This is a genomic window from Robertmurraya siralis (assembly GCF_005502275.1).
GTDB lineage: Bacteria > Bacillota > Bacilli > Bacillales > Cytobacillaceae > Robertmurraya > Robertmurraya siralis.
The window spans coordinates 40,785-61,432 of the sequence record NZ_SWLZ01000018.1 but is presented as its reverse complement, the minus strand read 5'-3'; the positions used below and the strand labels follow the sequence as shown (position 1 = coordinate 61,432).

The 20,648-nt window shown below is 38.9% G+C and carries 13 protein-coding genes and 1 other annotated feature; of the genes, 4 read left to right on the top strand and 9 right to left on the bottom strand.

The window, feature by feature from the left end:
• Positions 1–23: 23 nt before the first annotated feature.
• The 4 genes from FCJ93_RS17725 to tyrS all read right to left on the bottom strand — a co-directional run bounded on the left by FCJ93_RS17725 (position 24) and on the right by tyrS (position 4,830).
• Complete coding sequence (locus tag FCJ93_RS17725) at positions 24–914, bottom strand: helix-turn-helix domain-containing protein (protein WP_137744301.1); 891 nt, start codon at positions 912–914, stop codon at positions 24–26.
• A gap of 155 nt (positions 915–1,069) precedes the next feature.
• A complete protein-coding gene (locus FCJ93_RS17720; protein WP_095312773.1) occupies positions 1,070–2,596 on the bottom strand; it encodes a flotillin family protein in 1,527 nt (508 codons plus the stop codon).
• Between the two features lie 19 nt (positions 2,597–2,615).
• Positions 2,616–3,155, bottom strand: coding sequence for an NfeD family protein (locus tag FCJ93_RS17715; RefSeq protein ID WP_137744300.1), 540 nt, complete (start codon positions 3,153–3,155; stop codon positions 2,616–2,618).
• Between the two features lie 418 nt (positions 3,156–3,573).
• Positions 3,574–4,830, bottom strand: a complete 1,257-nt coding sequence (gene tyrS / locus FCJ93_RS17710) for a tyrosine--tRNA ligase (protein WP_095312769.1) — start codon at positions 4,828–4,830, stop codon at positions 3,574–3,576.
• A gap of 136 nt (positions 4,831–4,966) precedes the next feature.
• Positions 4,967–5,185 (bottom strand) — a binding site (T-box leader).
• 216 nt (positions 5,186–5,401) lie between these two features.
• On the opposite strand from tyrS, the gene FCJ93_RS17705 reads away from it, so the two are divergent.
• Both FCJ93_RS17705 and FCJ93_RS17700 read left to right on the top strand, forming a co-directional pair.
• Positions 5,402–8,311, top strand: coding sequence for a transglycosylase domain-containing protein (locus FCJ93_RS17705; RefSeq protein WP_095312806.1), 2,910 nt, complete (start codon positions 5,402–5,404; stop codon positions 8,309–8,311).
• Between the two features lie 404 nt (positions 8,312–8,715).
• A complete protein-coding gene (locus tag FCJ93_RS17700; protein ID WP_137744299.1) occupies positions 8,716–10,821 on the top strand; it encodes a methyl-accepting chemotaxis protein in 2,106 nt (701 codons plus the stop codon).
• A gap of 121 nt (positions 10,822–10,942) precedes the next feature.
• Here the strand turns inward: FCJ93_RS17700 and FCJ93_RS17695 are convergent, their stop codons facing one another.
• The 3 genes from FCJ93_RS17695 to FCJ93_RS17685 are packed head-to-tail and all read right to left on the bottom strand — an operon-like array spanning position 10,943 to position 13,441.
• Positions 10,943–12,115: an acetoin utilization protein AcuC gene (locus tag FCJ93_RS17695; protein ID WP_137744298.1), complete on the bottom strand. Its 1,173-nt coding sequence runs from the start codon at positions 12,113–12,115 to the stop codon at positions 10,943–10,945.
• Positions 12,112–12,759 carry an acetoin utilization AcuB family protein gene (locus FCJ93_RS17690; RefSeq protein WP_137744297.1) on the bottom strand — a complete coding sequence of 216 codons (648 nt, stop codon included), beginning with the start codon at positions 12,757–12,759 and terminating at the stop codon, positions 12,112–12,114. Before FCJ93_RS17690 ends, FCJ93_RS17695 begins: the two co-directional genes overlap by 4 nt.
• Before the next feature lie 49 nt (positions 12,760–12,808).
• A complete protein-coding gene (locus tag FCJ93_RS17685; protein ID WP_095312763.1) occupies positions 12,809–13,441 on the bottom strand; it encodes a GNAT family N-acetyltransferase in 633 nt (210 codons plus the stop codon).
• Between the two features lie 287 nt (positions 13,442–13,728).
• On the opposite strand from FCJ93_RS17685, the gene acsA reads away from it, so the two are divergent.
• Positions 13,729–15,447 carry an acetate--CoA ligase gene (gene acsA / locus FCJ93_RS17680; protein ID WP_095312761.1) on the top strand — a complete coding sequence of 573 codons (1,719 nt, stop codon included), beginning with the start codon at positions 13,729–13,731 and terminating at the stop codon, positions 15,445–15,447.
• A gap of 104 nt (positions 15,448–15,551) precedes the next feature.
• Here the strand turns inward: acsA and ccpA are convergent, their stop codons facing one another.
• Complete coding sequence (ccpA, locus tag FCJ93_RS17675) at positions 15,552–16,550, bottom strand: catabolite control protein A (protein ID WP_095312759.1); 999 nt, start codon at positions 16,548–16,550, stop codon at positions 15,552–15,554.
• A 506-nt stretch (positions 16,551–17,056) separates the two neighbouring features.
• Positions 17,057–18,133: a bifunctional 3-deoxy-7-phosphoheptulonate synthase/chorismate mutase gene (locus tag FCJ93_RS17670; RefSeq protein WP_095312757.1), complete on the bottom strand. Its 1,077-nt coding sequence runs from the start codon at positions 18,131–18,133 to the stop codon at positions 17,057–17,059.
• 228 nt (positions 18,134–18,361) lie between these two features.
• Here FCJ93_RS17670 and FCJ93_RS17665 point away from each other — a divergent pair, with 228 nt between their 5' ends.
• Complete coding sequence (locus FCJ93_RS17665) at positions 18,362–20,524, top strand: cell division protein FtsA (protein ID WP_137744296.1); 2,163 nt, start codon at positions 18,362–18,364, stop codon at positions 20,522–20,524.
• The last annotated feature ends 124 nt before the right edge of the window (positions 20,525–20,648 follow it).

The following is a 20,648-nucleotide window of genomic DNA, read 5'->3' as shown; positions in this document are numbered from 1 at the left end:
TATTTTCCTTATTCTACTATATATTACCACTGATGTAGTAATTTGTCTTTTTCATTTTCAATAATTTTTATAAATTTTTTATTTTCCTGCACTTGAAGGATATATATTGCTCTATCTAAGTACTCTAGTCCTTCCTCCTTACGAAACAATTTAATTAGATTTTCACCTGTCTGATAATATAAACTTGATAATAAATATATAAGCTCATGAGTAATACAATACTCAATGCCTGTTTTGCAATAAATTAAAGATTCCTCATATTGACATACTTCTGTTAAGGCCTGCGCTAATCCAAAATAAACTCTTATCTTTCCTCTAGGATCAAGAATATCTGGAAGACTTTCAAAATAATCTAAAGCCTTTTTGAATATTGATATCGCTTCCTCAAATTTATTAGATTCCTTATGCAAAATGGCAATGCTTGTTAATATTTCAATTTCTCTTTCATTATAATCTTCTCTTTTTTTATTCGTAATATCAATGGCTTCATACAATAGTTCCAAAGCCTCGTCCAAATTTTTCTCTAAGTAAAACTTACAAATCCCTTGATGCCAAATGAGAAATTGTCTTAAGTGATCGGTTTGAAATATCGGGTTGCATAATTCTTTATCTAAAATCTCTTGGATTCTTTCATAATCCCAATCCCTTTTATATCGATTAATCAATCGAATAACCGCATTTGAATAATTGATAGAGGATTTTGAGGCAACATTAAAAAAATAGGCTAAATCTACATTTAATTTTCTCAATAGTGAATTCAAAGTTTCGAGATCTGGGTATGAGACTTGTTTTTCAAATGAACTTAGTTCCTCTTCTGTACACACACCTTCTGAAAGTTCTTCAATCGATAATCTTTTGTATTCACGAAATGACCTTAATGTGTCTCCTATTAGATATGTGTTCAAACTATTCATTTTTTATCCCTCATTACAGATAATTTAAATTACTCGTTTGCCATTTTCACTTTAATCCTTTAATATCATTCTACTAAAAAGTTCTGAAAAGTACATATTTTCAGGGGCCTTTTCACAAAGAAACCTGTCGCAATTTTCGACAGGTTTCTTATTTCTTATTCAGTTTCGTTATTCTTATCAGCTTTTCCTAACTCATCTGTTAACTGCTCAATGCTTTCACGGATATTGCCCTTGCCAGAAAAATTCTCAAGCAAATTTTTAACATCAATACCTGAAGAGGCCTTGAGCGTTTCTTGAAGGGATGACATTAAACTTGTCGCATAGCCCGTTACCTTGTTCGCACCACCATTTTCTCCATTTCCACCAGTGTCCACCACCGTTATCTTATCAATATTGCCCAATGGACCTGCCACTTGTTTTGCATATTCAGGGAGCATACGGACAATCATATCGATAACCGCAGCCTGACCATACTGTTCGAATGCCTCGGCAATTTTGCGTTTCGCCTCGGCTTCGGCAAGACCTTTTAGACGGATGACATCTGCTTCCGATTCCCCTTGTGCTCTTTCGGCTTCGGCCTTTGCCAAACCATCCAAACGAATCTTTTCCGCTTCCGCTTTTGCCAATGATTCAATCCGGTACTGATTCGCATCTGCTTCCGCTAATTGCTTCGCCTTATCCGCAGCAGCTGCTTGCTCAACTGCATAACGATCCGCATCAGCTTTCTTTTTCACTTCTGAGTCATATTGGCGTTCACGACGCAATATTTCCTTCTCTTCAAGCTCAATTTGCTTTTGACGCTCAATAATGCGGATTTGCATTTCCTGCTCAGTAACTTCTTGCTTCGACCGCGCTGTTTCTAAATCATACGCTTGGTCGGCACGAGCTTTGGCAATATCCTGTTCACGGCGATAATCAGCCATTTTCATTTGATTTTCTTTTTCTGCTTCGGCAATTTCTGTCGCTCTTTCAAATTCAGCTTTTTTCGCGTCCTTATCAGCTTCTGCCCGTTTAATTCTCGTTTCTTTTTCCGCTTCCGCTGTCGCAATGTCTGCATCTCTTTTGACCTGAGCAATTCTCGGCTTCCCTAATGATTCTAAATAGCCATTTTTATCTCTAACATCCTTGATTGTAAAGGAAACGATCACAAGTCCCATTTTCGCTAAATCCTGCGAAGCAACCCTTTGCACTTCTTGTGAGAACTTGTCTCGATTTTTATAAATTTCTTCCACTGTCATTGAACCTAAAATGGAACGAAGATGACCTTCAAGAACTTCTCTTGCCTCATTTTCGCGATCTTCCTTCGGTTTCCCTAAAAATTGTTCCGCTGCTGTTGCAATTTCTTCTATTGAACCGCCAATTTTAATAATTGCTGTACCATCCGCCATAACAGGAACACCTTGCTCCGTATAAACTTCAGGTGTTGTCACTTCCAGTTTACTAGACAATAGACTTAACGGTTCTGCTTGTTGAAAAACTGGGAGAATGAAAGCTCCACCACCGCGAATAATCTTGATTTTATTGCCGGATTCATCCACATGGACATTTTTACTGCCTAAATAGCTTCCGGTTACGATTAATGCTTCATCTGGTCCTGCAGTACGATACTTTGTTACAAATACTGCAATTAATGCAATTAATAAAAAAGCGACAATTCCAATAACGACTAAGATCGGTAACATTTAACTTCCTCCTATGCTTTTAAAATGAGAAATCCTCTTGTGTTTCATGGGGCACCACATGAAGCACTCCGTTTTTGACTTCAATAACGAGAACATGCTGTCCTTCTTCAATACTTTCGCCTTTAAAGCTAACGGCAGATTTCGCAACCGTTCCACTTGCATTTTTCAACATTACTTCACCAAACCCATCTTCAGGAATTGGTATAATCACTTTCCCAATTCTCCCTCTCAAGGAATTTGTAGAATACACCAACGATTCTTCAGCGGAGGATAAGGGAATAAGAACAAAAATATTAAGCAATGTATCTAATAATAAAGCTATAAGGATCGAAATGATAATGACTATAATGCTATTTAATGAAGTCAGCAATTCAAATAAATAACCACTAGCGGAGAAAAACGTAATAAAGGCGAGAATAAGAGCTGGATTAATGAACGGGATAAGCTCAGTAAGTCCTTCAAGTAAGTCACTAAATAAAATATATAGCAATGTTAAGGCGCCGGCTATGATTAATGTTATTAAGTAAACAGACTGAATGGACGTTCCGAACAGTTCCATATGTATCACCCTCTTTCTAAAAATAAGTTACCATTATCTACAAATAGCCCCCTTTCAATGAAATCCTTAATCAAATTGCTATACCTTTAGTACGGCTTATTTGGAAAAAAGTTTCAATTTTTACGAAATTATTTTGAAAATTCCTTTTCACGAATCTCATTCTATCTCTATCTTCGCATTAAAAATAGAAATCTTAAATAGGTATTTTTACTTTGGAGTGGATTAACGCTAAATTTTTAGCCCACCCCGAGTTTCTGCTTTTCTCACAGTTTGAACCATCTTTTATCTCGAATGAAGTAGCATGAGCCATATTGCTGCTTGGCACAAGAGAATGAAATCCTTCCCCTATAAAAAAAGATACCGAGATAATGCTCTCGATACCTTTTTACTGCACTCTGAAGCGCTCGTTACCACGGTGTTATACCTCAATTAAGAAATACTTCTTCTTTCCACGGCGAATGACGGTGAATTGCCCCTCGATCCGATCCTTATCTGAAAGAACATAATCCAATTCAACAATTCTTTCTCCGTTTACATAAATAGCTCCGTTTGCAACATCCTCACGAGCTTGACGTTTCGATGGAGAAATTTTAGCATTCACCAATAAGTCAACGATTCCAACGTCTTCTTTTGTTTCTAATTTGTAAGAAGGAACATCTTTGAAGCCCTGCTTTATTTCAGCAGCTGTTAGGCTCTTAATGTCTCCGCTAAACAACGATTCGGTAATTTTAATTGCTTGTTTCAGCGCTTCTTCCCCATGAATTAAACGGGTCATTTCCTCGGCAAGCGCCTTTTGTGCTCTGCGTAAATGTGCTTCCTCCTGAACCGATTGTTCCAATGATTCAATCTCTTCTTTAGACAGGAATGTGAAGTACTTTAAGTATTTGACGACATCGGCATCAGCTGTATTAATCCAAAATTGGTAGAATTCATAAGGAGATGTCCTCTTCGGATCTAACCAAACGGCACCACCCTCCGTTTTTCCGAATTTTGTACCATCCGCTTTTGTCACTAGTGGAATCGTTAATCCGAATGCTTTTGAATTCTCATCAGTCATTTTGCGAATCAACTCTAAGCCTGTTGTGATATTGCCCCATTGATCACTGCCACCAATTTGCAGCTTACAATTATGATTTTCATACAAATGTTTAAAATCCATGCCTTGAAGAATCGTATACGTAAATTCTGTGAAAGAAATTCCAGTTTCCAAACGAGTGGCAATTGTATCCTTGGCAAGCATGTAATTGATGCCAATATGCTTTCCGTAATCTCTTAAAAATGTAATAATATTCATCGGTGCTGTCCAATCGTAATTGTTGACCATGACAGCTCCATTTTCACCTTCAAAATCAAAGATCATTTTTAATTGTTCCGTTAATGCTGCAACATTTTTTTGTACCGTTTCAACGGTTTGCAGCACTCTTTCCTCTGTTGCCTTTGGATCGCCTATTAATCCAGTAGCCCCACCGACAAGAACAATTGGCCGATGACCAGCATTTTGAAATCGTCTTAATGTTAAAAACGGAAGCAAATGACCAATATGCATGCTGTCGCCTGTTGGATCCATACCGCAGTACAAAGAAATTTTTTCTTTATTTAACAGTTCCTTTAACCCTTCTTCATCTGTTTGCTGATAAATGATGCCACGCCACTGTAAATCCTGTAATAATTCCATCTTCTTTTCCTCCAATTTTGATTTGTAAGTGCATATGCTGCTAAATCATGCTAGCGTCTATTCATCCAGAGCCTTCGTATCATAAAATCATAATAGGCAAGATAAAAGTCCAATAAAAAAGTCCCTTCGATTCGATCGAAGGGACGTTAATACGCGGTACCACCCAACTTGAGAACACCAAAATAAAGGCTTCTCCACTTAATTAAGATAACGGAATTTCCGTTTACTGCTAATACTTGACGGTTCACAGCAAAAGCTCAGGGAGGTAATTCATGCTCTCTACATGTACTGACTCGCAGCAACCGTCAGCTTTCTGATCCAGAGATAGGAGCACTACTTTTGATAAGACTTTGTTAAACAAATTTGTTGATAGCCAAAAATCAACACCGACATCTAACAAAGACTTTAAAAAATTCAAACCCATCATAGCTTATTTCATATATGAGATAAAGAATTTTTATCATAAAAAGGATGCGTTTGTCAAATAGAATTTAAGTAATATATGAAAATTATCTTTATCGGCAATACTTGTTTTGCTCTTTATGCTATAATGTATGTGATTTTAGGGGGAATGATAAGATTGAAAGAAAAATTTAATTTCAAACAAATTCTGAAGTCTTGCCAAGATTTTTTTACAAATAAAAAAACAAAAAAAGGGGCAAGCATTACCTATCAGGTAGTATGGAACTTGGTCCTTGTATTTCTCGTTTTAATTATCCTTGGCGGTGCGTTTGCCGGAGGAGTTGGTGCTGGATATTTTGCCTCATTGGTCAAAAATGAACCGCTCCGCTCCTACGATAGTATGAAAAAGGATATATACAACTATGAGGAGACCTCCAATTTATACTTTGCTGATAACGTTTATTTAGGAAAGCTTCGGACTGACCTTGAACGGGAAGAAGTACAATTAGAAGATGTGTCGGAATTTCTAATCAAAGCGATTGTCGCGACAGAGGACGAGTATTTTTATGAGCATCACGGTGTCGTCCCGAAAGCGCTCATGCGCGCTGTATTTCAGGAAGTGACAAACTCTTCTGTGCAGACTGGTGGTAGTACGTTAACACAGCAGTTAATTAAAAATCAAATTCTTACCAATGAAATTTCGTTTGAACGTAAAGCGAAGGAAATCCTTCTTGCCCTTCGACTTGAAAAGTTCTTTGACAAAGATGAAATTTTGGAAGCTTACTTAAATGTTTCTACTTTCGGGAGAAATTCCTCAGGCAGAAACATCGGGGGAGTTCAGGCAGCTGCTAAAGGAATATTTGGCGTAACTGCCAAGGAGCTTACCTTGCCGCAAGCCGCCTTTATCGCCGGGCTTCCTCAAAGTCCGTTTGGTTATACACCTTTTACAAATAAAGGGGAAATCAAAAGCAATCTAGAGCCTGGATTGACACGAATGAAAACTGTTTTACAAAGAATGTTTGACAACGGTTCAATTACACAAGAGGAATATGAAAAAGCCTTAAACTATGATATTACACAAGATTTCATCTCCCATTCAACAAATCCTCAAGAGGAATATCCATATTTAACATTCGAGCTTGAAAAAAGAGCTGTTGATGTACTATCAGTGATTCTTGCTGAAAAAGATGGATATACAGAAGAGGATTTGCAAAAGGATGAAGAATTAAAAAAGGAATATTTGACACTGGCCGACCGTGACCTGCGTCAAAACGGCTATGAAATTCATTCAACAATAAATAAAGACATTTACGACGCAATGCAAAAGGTAAAAGATGAATTTGAATATTACGGCAATGATATTCAAGTTGTTGAAACAGACCCGGAAACGGGCGAAAAGGTTACCGTAAATAAACCTGTTGAAGTTGGAGCTATGCTGATCGAAAACAAAACAGGAAAAATTATTAGCTTTGTCGGCGGCAGGGATTTCTCTCAACAACAATTAAACCATGCAACCAGTGCCAAACGTTCCAATGGTTCAACGATGAAACCACTGCTCGTGTATGCACCAGCAATGGAACTGGGGAGCTTGGCACCGGGTACGATTTTACCTGACCTGCCATTAAAATTAAATCCTGCTTCCAACAATCCATGGCCTAGCAACTATGGGGGAGGATATAGCGGACTTGTAACTGCCCGCTACGCATTAGCAAGATCATATAATGTCCCTGCTGTAAAAGCATACATCGATATTTTAGGTAAGCGTCCTGCGGAATACTTAACGAAAATGGGCTTCACTTCCCTTACAGAAGAAGATTACTCAAACCGTTCCACTGCAATCGGAGGCTTAACAAACGGAGTCACTGTGGAAGAAAATGTGAATGCCTATGGTACTTTTGCCAACAACGGTCAATTTGTTGATGCTTATATGATTGAAAAAATCGTCGATAAAGATGGGAATAGCATTTATCAGCATGAAGCACAACCAGTAGAAGTATTTAGTCCGCAAACGGCTTATTTAACGTATGATATGATGCGCGATGTTATTCGTTCAGGAACTGCTGGTTCGTTGAACAGTCGCCTAAAATTCAGTGCTGATTGGGCTGGAAAAACCGGAACGAGTCAAGATTATAAAGATGCTTGGTTTGTTGGAATTAATCCGAATGTTTCCTTTGGAACATGGATGGGCTACGATACACCTAAGCCATTACAGGTAACATATAAAGGGATGTCTTATTCAAATCGGAATATTTATTTATGGGCTAAGCTAATGAATGCTGCATACGATGTTGCCCCTGAATTAGTCGATCCAGCAGAAACGATTAAAATGCCAGGTGGAATTGTACGACGTTCCTTCTGTGCTATTTCTGGCTTGCTCCCTTCTGATGCTTGTGCAAGGGCTGGTTTAGTGGAAACAGATTTGTTCAATGCAAAATTTGTTCCAAGTAAGGTTGATGATAGTTTAATCGAAGGCAAATATGTTCAAATTGGTGACAAAAAATATTTAGCTTTAGACTCCACACCAGATGAATTTGCGGAAATGGGCGTTATTCTTAACCCTGACTATATCGAAAAGATCTTTGGTATTAGGGTAAACCCACAACAGCTTATTCCGAAGAATAAAGAACGCTGGGCGAAAATATTGCTTCCAGATGATAAAATACAGGAAAATGGGAAAGTTCCAGCGAAGATGGCGGCAAAGGTTGCTGGCACAACGATCACTTGGAGCAAACACCCTGAGAATGATGTGATAGGGTACCGTGTATACAAAGACGGCAAGAAAGTTGCTTCAATAAAAGCGGGTGAAACCCTTGCTTATAAAGGTGATAATGGTATGTATTATGTGACCGCCGTAGATATTGCTGGGCAAGAGTCAGCACCTTCAGATGAGATTCGAATCGGTCCTGAAGATAAAGAGGACCCTACAGATCCTGTTGAAGGAGAAAAACCGCAAAAACCAGAGAAACCAGAAAAACCGCCTACAACTCCACCTGTAACCCCTCCAGGCAATGGGGACCCGGATGGAAATGGCGGCGATAAAGAACCTCCTAATCCACCTGATGCTGGAAGCGAAGGTTAAAGTTTTTACTTTCATTAAGATACAGAGCAAGCTTCAAAAAAACGCTATGGATGTTAAGCAAGCCCTTCATTACTTCTAACTAATGAAGGGCCTGTTTACAAAAAATCATAGCGTTTTTTAGATTTTGTAAAAAGCTTGGCTCATTTCGCTGCCTTGCTTTAATCCCTATTTCCCCATTAAAGCCAAACCGCAATCATACTTCTCCTCAAAAGAACTCCTATCAGTCTCGATCAAGAGAAATGTCACGCAAACCGATGTATATTTCCCCTATTTTTTTGAATCCTCCTAAAAAAACATGACTATTTTCCTATATACTCACATTGAATAGGTGATAAAAGTCACGGAAATATATCTCTCATTTGGTTATATTTAGTAAAAACATTGGATAATAAGGAGAAAATAATATGCAACTACTGTTTAAACCAGCAAAAGTTTTATTAAACAAGTTTTCATTTTTTAAAAAGTTCCTTGTACTGTTTGTCGTAGTATTCTTTACGCTCAGCTTCTTAATCTCGACGATCGTCTCCAACATTTACAGCGAAATCGCATTTACAAAAGAAGAACGAACTGGAGTCGAACTATTCCAAAAAATTTATCCGCTTATTCAATCTGCTCAACAGCATCGAGGATTGTCAGTAAACGTATTAAGTGGTGAGCGATCAGCAAATAGTTCTCTTAAGGAAGTAGAAGAAAAGCTCAATAATGATTTACATTCACTATCAGAAACCTTGAAAGAATTGGGGCATCTTTCAACAGTGCAAGAGGATGTTACAGCACTGCTATCAGATTGGGAAACGGTGAAACGAGATGCCCTTTCGCTAACTATCCCTGAATCAATTGAATTACATAATCAGTTCATTGACGCCATGTTTAGAACTCTATTAAATATTTCTGATGAAACAAATCTGTCATTAGATTCTACCCTAATAAATAATCATTTAATCAATTTATTAAAACAGACTCTTCCACATATCACAGAGTTCATGGGTAAATCACGAGCTATCGGCGTTGGCGTTGCTACTAAGAGGGAGGTAACTGATGAGGAACACAACGATTTAACCTACTTGTTAAAAATGATGGAAGAATATATCACCCAAGGAGAGCGCACATATGAAATTGTCTTTAATCTTGAGCCATCCTTGGAAAACACCATCGGTACTTTTGCGACGAACTCTATTGCTGAAGCAAAACAAATTACCCAAATAATTGAGAATGACTTATTAGCGGCAACCATCTCCATTGAGCCCGAGTTATATTTTGACAAAACAACTGACACCATTAATAGTATATTCGAGTTATTGACCTACCAAACAGACGAATTGGATAAATTACTAACGGCGCAAATCAAGCAATTAACAAACCAATTATATTTAACTGTTACACTCGTCTTCGCTATTATTATCGCATTAGGATACTTACTTATCAGCTTCTATCTTGCCATTAAAGAACAAGTAGCAAGTATCCAAAGCATCACTGCCAAAATATCGGAAGGTGATCTGCTCAAGACCGTGCCAATCACATCAAAGGATGAATTCGGTATTATTGGAGAGGCAATCAACAAAATGCTCTCTTCCTTTAAAAAAGTCCTTCATAACAGCCAAGAGGTCTCTCAGGAGGTTGCAGCTGCAAGTGAACAATTACTCGCCATCACTGAAGAAACAACAAAAGCAACTTTCCAGATAACCAATTCCGTTGAAACCGTAACCTCCATTGTAGGTACACAAGCCGATGAGGCAAAAGCAAACATGGTGTTAATGGAAGACTTTACCCAAAAGCTTTCTCATATTTCAAGCATTAGTCACGAGGTTGGGACAACCACTTCATTGTCAAGTGAAGAAGCTGAAAACGGAAACGGTATCGTAGAAGATACCATTAAACAAATGGAAGTCATTCATCAATCTGTTCGGTTAACTGCAAATGTTATTGAACAGCTTGGAACACGTTCAAAGCAAATTGAAGGAATTTTAAACGCGATAACAGCAATAGCTGAGCAAACGAATCTCTTAAGCTTGAACGCCGCTATTGAAGCGGCAAGAGCTGGTGAACATGGAAAGGGATTTGCGGTAGTGGCCAATGAAGTGAGGCAGCTGGCGGATGATTCTTCAAAATCTGTTGAACAAATTCGCACATTGGTTAGAGCGATTCAAACAGACACTCTTAACTCAATTGAATCTATGGAAAAAGTAACAACAGAGACAGCAGCAGGGATGAACCTCATAAGCAAAACAGGTGAAACCTTTTCCACTATTGCAGATAGCACAAAAAATGTTGCTCATGAGGTTCAAAAGATCGTCAGTTCAATCAACAGCATGCTGACACAAGCAAACCAATTAAGAAATTCGATTGAAAATGTAGCCAAGCAAACAGAAATGACAGAAGATACTATCCAATCTGTAGCTGCTGCTACTGAAGAACAGCTTGCCTCTATGGAAGAGGTCACTTCCTCAGTCGATTCATTAAGTATGAGAGCGCAACAATTGCAGGAAATGATTGAAGATTTTAAACTATAGATGCTCATCACCGCCACTTTACTAAACTTTAGCAGCTAAAAAGAAAAAAGCGGTTGTAGAATGAATTCTTAACTCCTACAACTGCTTTATTTTAAACGAAAACTGAACATTTGTTTTTTCCTTAAGTCGATTCGCTTTTTTTCCGGCTCCGTATTGAATAGAGTGCATTCGTTACTGTTTGGGCATTTTTTTCAGTAATTTCATTTTTTCTCGGAATCGGTCGATACATCCCTTGCGGATCGTCCCATTCAGATGGAAGAGTGACGGGAGCTTTTGCCTGCCAACGCTCAATCCACTCCTTCGGGATCTCGCCGTAGCAATTCTGATTTCCTGTCATCTCCATCCAAATCAAGCTCCATGCCCTCGGTACAACGCGCCAAATATCGTAGCCACCCCCGCCTACAGCGATCCATTTACCATCACAATATTGATGGGCAATTTCATGAGCAAGCTTCGGAATTTCTCGGTAAATTCGCATTGTAGCCGATAAATGTGTCAGCGGATCTAAATAATGGGCATCTGCCCCATTTTGCGTCACAATAACGTCCGGTTTAAAAAATTCAGCTACCTCCCGAACAGAGTTTGTATAAGCATGCAGCCAAGAATCATCCTCAGTAAAGGCATCGAGTGGTACATTAAAGGAATAACCATATCCTTTTCCTTGCCCCCGTTCATTGACATTTCCTGTCCCCGGAAAAAGATATCTTCCTGTCTCATGAATTGATAAGGTGCAAACGTTCGGATCTTCATAAAAAGCCCATTGAACACCATCTCCATGATGAGCATCTGTATCGATATATAGAACTCGGGCACCATATTTTTCCTGAATATACTTGATTGCTACAGAGCTGTCATTATAGATACAAAATCCTGAAGCCTTTCCCCGAAAACCGTGATGAAGGCCTCCTCCTAGATTCACTGCATGCTTGCTCTTACCTTCCATAACATAGTCAACCGCCGTCAAGGTCCCGCCAACGAGCAATGCACTTGCCTCATGCATACCTGGAAAGATAGGTGTGTCCTCTGTTCCCAATCCATAACTCTCTGCTGCCTCCTCCGACAGCTCCCCATTTCCCGCTTTCTTGACAGCGATTACATAATTGGGATCATGAATAAGCTGCAGTTCCTCGTCAGTAGCCCGTCGAGGAGCAACAATATCTTGACTTGAGATCGCCTTCATTTCCTTTAATAAATCTAAAGTGAGCTTTAATCTTAGTTGATTAAAGGGGTGTTCCTTATTAAATTTATAGTTCAATTGTTCTTCAGAAAAAATAAAAATAGAGTCCCCCATCATACTTCCATCCCCGGAAGATTCGGCCAAAGTACCTCATGCCCAGATTTCTCAAGCTCTTCAATTAAGCGGAGCGGATTCATCGTTTGGATCCTTAATACAATAATTTTAAAATCCTCATCTCTTTTATCAGGGTATACGAGCACACTTAATATGTTCACCTTGCAGTCTTGAATATCTGAAAAAAGGCGGAAGAGCATCCCCATTTTATTACGCACGCGAATTTCTATTTGTGAGCCAGGCTGATGAGCTCCGGTCAATTCTACTAAAGTATGAAGTAAATCGGTTTGTGTTATAATTCCTACTAATCTTTTATCTTTCAAAATTGGAAGGCATCCAATTTTACTTTCATAAAAAATGGCAGCGACCTCTTCGACGAAATCCAATGGATGACCTGTAATCACTTCCGTAGTCATAATCGATTCCAAAGGTTTTTGTAAAATTTCTCGATTATCATCAAAGAAAAAAATCGAGGGGATTGCCTCCTTTATATCTCGATCCGTCACGATTCCGATTAAATGCATGTCACGATCGACGATGGGGATATGCTTTATTCGATTTTCTTTCATTACATGAATCGCTTCTTCAATCGTATTTTCTTTTTCTAATGTATACAGCTTCGAAATCATAATTTCTTCGACAATCATCATGAAACCTCCTAAACACTCTTTACTTCCTTAGGCAAAGACAACGATTTTAGTACATAAACCGATTCATAAAACGAAGCTGATCAAATCTTTGGATTGATTCGTTATCGACTCGTTTTCCAATTTTCACCATTAAGCAATTCGCTGGATGGGAGCTGATTTCCGGATCATCTGTTGCAAACCATTCAAGTCCGCCTGCATTCATCATCTTTTCCATTACTTTACGATATTCCCATACATTTAATCCTGTCCCTTTTAAATCCCAATGCCAGTAATATTCCGTTGTGATCGTTATATAGTCTTCCATCGCATCATCCATCATTGAAACGATGAGAAGATTTTTTCCCACCTGACAGCCTCGAAATTTCGGAATGACCTCAATAGCTCCTAATTCGATCAAATTATCCATTTTTCCTTCTGACCATCTTTCCAATGGATCAGGGTATAAATACGTGACATAGCCAACAATCAGTTGCTTATGCCTAGCGATAATAATTCTCCCTTCAGGCAAATCCGCAATTCCAATCAATGCTTTATGCTGCTGAACGGCAGGGCGAAAGGCCACCAAATCCTCATGAAACTCCAATTGTGATAGCGTCTCTGAGGAAATCGGACCTTCGATAATCAAATCTCCATGAGGAGTCTTTAGTTCTTTCGCATTATATGTTTTCTTATGTTCCACGGCTCCACCACCTAATATTTTAATTGGTTTATAAAAGACTTTTTTAAACGTGATCCAGTCAAAGTCTAACTACCTAAACCGATAATGGGATTCCCTCAATATGAATAATTACTATTATTATACATGAATTCATTTGCAATAAAGCGCTTTCACAAAATTTTCAGTATTTTTATTATTTTAGTGACTTTTATCATTATTTTATAAATGAATATTTTTAAAATTGTGAAAAGTAATTATTTGTAATATAATAATTACAACGATATCAAAAAAGGGGGATACTTTTTACAATGAAATTGGAAACGCTACCAGTTATACAAGGGGAATATAACTTACAAAACTATCGCGAAACATATGAAAACTTCGATTGGAAGGAAGTCGAAAAGCAATTTTCTTGGGCCGAGACTGGGCTGGTTAACATGGCTCATGAGGCGATCGATAAACATGCAAACTCCTATCGAAAAAATAAAGTCGCCCTATATTACCGTGATGCTAATCGAAATGAAAAGTATACCTTTCAAGAAATGAAAGATCTTACTAATAAAGCTGGAAATGTACTGAAAACTTATGGAGATGTTGAAAAAGGGGATCGAGTATTTATTTTTATGCCCCGCTCACCTGAACTATATTTCACTGTACTAGGCGCCATTAAGCTGGGAGCGATCGTTGGTCCTTTATTTGAAGCATTTATGGAAGGAGCGGTTCGTGACCGACTCGAAGATAGTGAAGCAAAGGTGCTGGTAACAACACCTGAATTGCTTGAACGCGTTCCAGTGGATGAATTACCCGCTTTAAAGCATATTTTTCTCGTTGGTCATGAAATTGAAGAGAGCGAACAATATATTGATTTTAATAAGCATCTTCAAGAGGCAAGCAATAAGCTGGAAATCGAATGGGTGGAAAAAACGGACGGATTAATTCTTCACTACACTTCAGGCTCAACTGGCAAACCAAAGGGTGTTTTACATGTTCATAACGCGATGCTCCAGCATTATCAAACAGCTAAATGGGTGCTTGATCTGCGGGATGATGATGTTTATTGGTGTACGGCTGATCCAGGCTGGGTAACTGGCACATCATATGGGATATTCGGCCCTTGGTTAACAGGAACGTCCAATCTCATCGTTGGAGGAAGATTTGATCCAAATACATGGTACAAAATGCTTGAAGAGTATGGCGTAACCGTATGGTACAGCGCTCCTACTGCTTTTCGCATGCTGATGGGGGCTGGAGATGAGATTATTAAAAATTATGATTTGAGCCAGCTTCGCCATATACTTAGTGTGGGAGAACCACTTAATCCTGAAGTTGTTAGATGGGGAATGAAAGTATTTAATCGTCGCATCCATGACAACTGGTGGATGACGGAAACAGGCGCACAGTTAATTTCCAACTACCCTTGTATGGAAATACGCCCAGGTTCTATGGGAAAACCAATTCCAGGTGTGAAAGCTGCTATCGTAGATAACCAAGGAAATGAACTGCCACCAAATCGTATGGGAAATTTAGCGATCAAAAAAGGTTGGCCATCGATGATGAAAACCATTTGGAACAATGAGGAAAAATATCAATCCTACTTTATGCCAGGTGATTGGTATGTATCTGGAGATTCAGCCTATATGGATGAGGACGGATATTTTTGGTTCCAAGGTCGTGTTGATGATGTCATTATGACTTCAGGAGAACGAGTCGGTCCATTTGAGGTGGAAAGCAAACTGGTTGAACACCCTGCAGTAGCTGAGGCAGGCGTGATCGGTAAGCCTGATCCAGTTCGCGGTGAAATTATCAAAGCCTTTATTGCCCTCCGTGATGGTTACGAAGTAAACGATGATTTAAAGGAAGATATTCGTCAATTTGTGAAGAAAGGACTTGCAGCACATGCAGCGCCACGTGAAATTGAATTCCGTGATAAACTTCCAAAAACTCGAAGCGGAAAAATTATGCGCCGTGTCCTTAAAGCATGGGAGCTCGACTTACCAACCGGTGATTTATCAACAATGGAAGATTAAAGCATGAAAGACTATTTCTCCTAAATTCCATCAATTCCGTAGACTTTACCATAAAAAAACGAGGACGTCCATTGTCAGGACGTCCTCATTTTTATTATCGCTCCTTACTTTGTAGAGCTACGCAGTTCAATGCGGTGTGGCAGAATTACCGTTTGCTCTGACACTTTCTCTTTATTCATTAATTTTGTCAATAAGCGCATGGCTACCGCTCCGATATCATACAACGGCTGAACAACGGTTGTAAGCTGTGGACGCACCATTAACGCTAGTCTGGTATTATCTGATGAAATCACTTCAAAATCAGCCGGAACACTATAGCCTTGATCTTCTGCTCCATGAACAACTCCTAACGCCATTTCATCTGAGCCAACAAATATGGCAGTAGGCTTGTCCTCAAGCTCCATTAGTTTTTCAAAGGCTTCAATTCCAGAATCGTACGTATAGTCTCCCTCAACGACCAATTCTTCCTTGTAATCAATACCGGCTTCATGAAGAGCGCGCTTGTACCCGGTTAATTTTTTCTTTTCATTAATAGGCTCATGAAATGGTCCAATCACGAAAGCAATCTTCTTATGACCTTTTTCTACAAAAGAGGAAACTGCATCATATGTCGCTTGCTCATGATCAATGTTAACAGATGGAACCTGTTCTGTTTCTTCAATAGAACCAGCCAATACAATTGGTACAGGAGATTTTTCAAATTCCTCCACATGCTCCTGAGTGATATTTCCGCCCATAAACACGATTCCATCTACCTGTTTTCCAAGCATGGTATTTAATAAGTGAAGTTCCTTTTCTTTGTTTTGATCCGAGTTACTCAAAATAATATTGTACTTGTACATGGTCGCGATATCCTCAATCCCTCGGGCTAGCTCTGCGAAAAAAGTACTTGAGATATCCGGAATAACCACTCCGACAGTAGTTGTTTTCTTACTTGCCAGTCCTCTCGCCACTGCATTGGGTCTGTAGCCTAATCGGCTTATGACTTCTAATACCTTTTTTCTTGTAGCAGGCTTTACATTAGGATTCCCGTTTACAACACGCGAAACTGTAGCCATCGATACGTTAGCTTCTCTTGCCACATCGTATATCGTTATATTCATCACAATCGACTCCTTATTCAAAACAATGATTTATTTTTATTTTAACCTATATTAACACGCTTTAGTGCGTAATTATGTACTTAATAATACTTCACTCCACTATCTCTCGCAATGTCAAGACTAATTTTTTTACAAAAAAGTCGAAAATCGATAACAAAATCCCTTATTTTTCATAGAATTGCTCTGAATAAGCATTGCAGGTTGTCGACAATCCTTTAGCTAATAAAAATTAGACGAAGCTTGCGATCAGGATCGGATTTTATAAAAGTATTTTCTCCTTGATGTTCATAAAATCGAGATCATGCTGAAATTATTTTTGAGAGCATCTATTTCTTCCATTGTTTTTTTCCATCCCCTACCTTAAAAATTTTGCTTCTATTTAGTGCTTCAAAAAACACCCGTAAAGATGTGGAGTGGTGTGTCTAACACTCAAAGAGCCATTTAAGCCAAAATGAAACAGCCTTCTGCCAAAAGCAGAAGACTGTTTCTTGTGTATGAAGAAGAGATTATACTCGTACTAACGAAGAAGCGACAAGCTGCTCCATAAATTGATCAAATTGCTTTAGATCCATTTGCTGTGCAGAGTCTGAAAGAGCAACCGCTGGGTCCGGATGTACTTCTGCCATTACACCATCAGCGCCAATCGCTAATGCAGCCTTTGCTGTTGGAAGAAGGAGATCTCTTCTACCAGTTGAATGTGTCACATCTACAAGAACTGGCAGATGCGTTTCCTGCTTCAAAATTGGGACCGCAGAAATATCTAACGTATTTCTTGTTGCCTTTTCATATGTGCGAATGCCGCGCTCACAAAGAATGATCTGTCCGTTTCCTTGCGCCATAATATATTCTGCAGCATTGATGAATTCTTCAATAGTTGCCGCTAAGCCTCTTTTTAACAGGACTGGCTTATTGACAGCCCCGGCTGCTTTCAATAGCTCAAAGTTTTGCATATTGCGGGCACCAATTTGAATAACATCTATATATTGAGCTGCCATTTCAATATCAGCCGGGTTCACAATTTCGCTTATAACAGCCAAGTCATACTCATCGGCTACTCTTTTTAATATTTTCAGCCCTTCAACACCTAAACCTTGGAAGTCGTATGGAGATGTCCTTGGCTTATAGGCACCTCCGCGCAATAGCTTCAACCCTTTTGCTTTCACCGCTTCAGCAACAGTTGCCACTTGCTCATAAGATTCCACTGCGCACGGTCCGAAAATCAATTGCTGTGCACCAGCACCAATCTGTGCTCCCTTTACCTCAACAATTGTGTTTTCTGGCTGCTTCTTACGCGAAACAAGCAAAGCTTTACGATGATCATCCTCCTGCAATTCTAAGCCTGCTTTAAAAATCTCTTTAAACAGATGCTGTAATGTCGATTTTTCAAAAGGACCGTCGTTCTTCTCAAGTATGGAGTCTAGCATTTTGCGTTCACGAACCGGATCGTAGCGATTAACACCTTGAGTCTCTTTAACACGTCCGATTTCTTGCACAAGTCGTGCTCTTTCATTAATTAGATTAAGTAGTTGAACGTTCAGTTCGTCAACACGATCTCGCAATTCTTCAAGTTTCATATTGCTCATTTTTTCCCGTCCTTTCGAATCTTTTTTGCCTTTACTTTTACACATTCAGAAATATTGTTGCATGCCCTGTTTAAATGAGAGACATTTCTGTATAATTAGAGTTATTATATATGAATTTATTATCAATGTCACGTACTTTTCTTTAATAATTAAACGCTTTTAAGCATTAAAGTATTTATGGAGTATATGATTAATCGTATGATTAATAGTTAAAGAAGGTGTATCGTTTTGCTAGAAAAGAAAAAATTGTTTGCCTTAGATATTGGTACTCGTTCCGTTGTCGGAATCATTTTGGAAGAGAATGAGCAAAATTATCATGTTGTCGATATGCTCGCGATCGAACATTCAGAACGTGCCATGCTGGACGGCCAAATTCATGATGTACTATCCGTATCCAAAATTATAACTGAAATCAAGGTACAGCTAGAAGAAAAACATGGGCCGCTAAAAAAAGTCAGTGTCGCCGCAGCGGGAAGAGCTCTAAAAACCGAGAGAGCAATGGTATCTATTGATATTAAAGGGAAGCCCATGATTCAGAAAGAAGACATTCTTCACCTTGAATTAAGCACGGTTCAAAAGGCACAAAGCCTTGTAGCTGAAAAACATGAAGAAGATTCAAGCCATTATTATTATTGTGTCGGCTACTCCGTTCTCTATTATCGCTTAGATGGAGAAGAAATTGGAAGCTTGATTGATCAGCAGGGAAACGAGGCGTCCGTAGAGATTATTGCAACTTTTTTGCCAAAAGTTGTGGTCGAATCTTTAATCTCAGCCCTTCATCGAGCGGGTTTAGAAATGGAAGCTTTGACGCTTGAGCCAATCGCTGCTATTAACGTCTTGATTCCTCCGAGCATGAGAAGATTAAACGTTGCTCTTGTCGATATTGGAGCCGGCACCTCAGATATTGCCTTAACTGATTCCGGTACGGTTATTGCATATGGAATGGTGCCAATTGCTGGCGACGAAATTACGGAGGCCATCAGCGATCAATTTTTATTAGATTTTCCTTTAGCAGAAAGAGCGAAACGGGAAATTAATACAAAGGACAGCGTGACGATCACGGATATATTGGGATTTGAATCGGAGGTTCCAAAACAAGAAATGATTGCACAAATTGGCCCTGCCATCGATCGACTAGCTACAGCCATTTGTGATGAAATTTACCGATTAAACGGGCAAAAGTCACCGAAGGCGGTAATGCTCGTAGGTGGAGGTAGCCAGACCCCTGATTTATCGCAGCGAATTGCTGAAAGACTAAATTTACCTGTTAATCGCGTTGCCATTCGCGGTATTGATGCCATTACATCGTTAACGCTTGATGAAAGCATTACAAAAGGTCCAGAGCTTGTAACCCCTATTGGGATCGCCATTGCCGCACAAAAAACACCTGTACATTATGTAACGGTATATGTGAATGAACAGCCTGTCCGCCTGTTCGAAGTAAAGAAATTAACGGTTGGAGATTGTCTCCTTGCAGCGGGGATCAAGATGAATAAACTTTATGGTAAACCTGGATTAGCCATGATCGTCTCATTAAATGGACAGCAAATCACAATCCCGGGACAACACGGGAGCCCTCCAAAATTATTCATTAATGGCGAGGCTTGCTCTTTTGATGATGTTGTAAAAAATGGAGATATCTTAACTCTTGAAAGAGGAAGAGATGGGGAAAAAACAAGCTTAAAAATTCACGAATTGCTTGATGAAATCCCTACTAAAAAGATAACAATCAATGGCAAAAACTATGAGCTTGAACCCATTATTACACGCAATGGTATAGAGGTATCTCCTGAAGTAATTATTGAGGATCGTGACAAGATCGAATATAAAATACCAGAAACAATTGAGGAGGCATTCAACGCCCTTGATCTAGAACATTTTTTCCTGCAGCTAAAGCCTTTCCGGGTCACTTTGAATCAAAAGGATACCATTATTCCTTCCTTTTCCGGGAAGCTTTACAAAAATGGCTTAGAAACAAAATTAAATCATACCATCGAACATCAAGATCAGATTATGGTTGAAGCAAAAAAAACCGTTACCATTCAAGAGCTTGCTGATAAAAAACAGTTCATGCTCTCACACTCAATTCCGGTCTACTTTAACGGAAAAGAAATTCAGCTAACGAAAACAGTCACTGAAATTCAAAGAAATGGGCAAGCTCTCCATGCTGAGGATTTAATCAAAGATGGCGATCATCTTATAGCGCATCAAAAACAGCTAAAGCCCTTTATTTTCCAAGATTTATTTAATTTTGTAGAAATCGAAATGCCTTCCCAAGCAAATGGAAGCTTTCAATTACTTAAAAACGGCGTCGAAACTACTTTCTTTGAAAATATTGAGCCTGGTGACAAACTAGAAATTGTCTGGCCAAAAATGTTGAAGCAAAATTAGGATCCGGCGTCCTTTAAAATAGGTTGTGTTAAACATAATTGTTCTTCAAGCCATTTTGCTCGATAAAGCGAAGGGGAAAACAAGCCTTTCTATTTATCAGAACGATCTTTTTGCATAGCTTCAA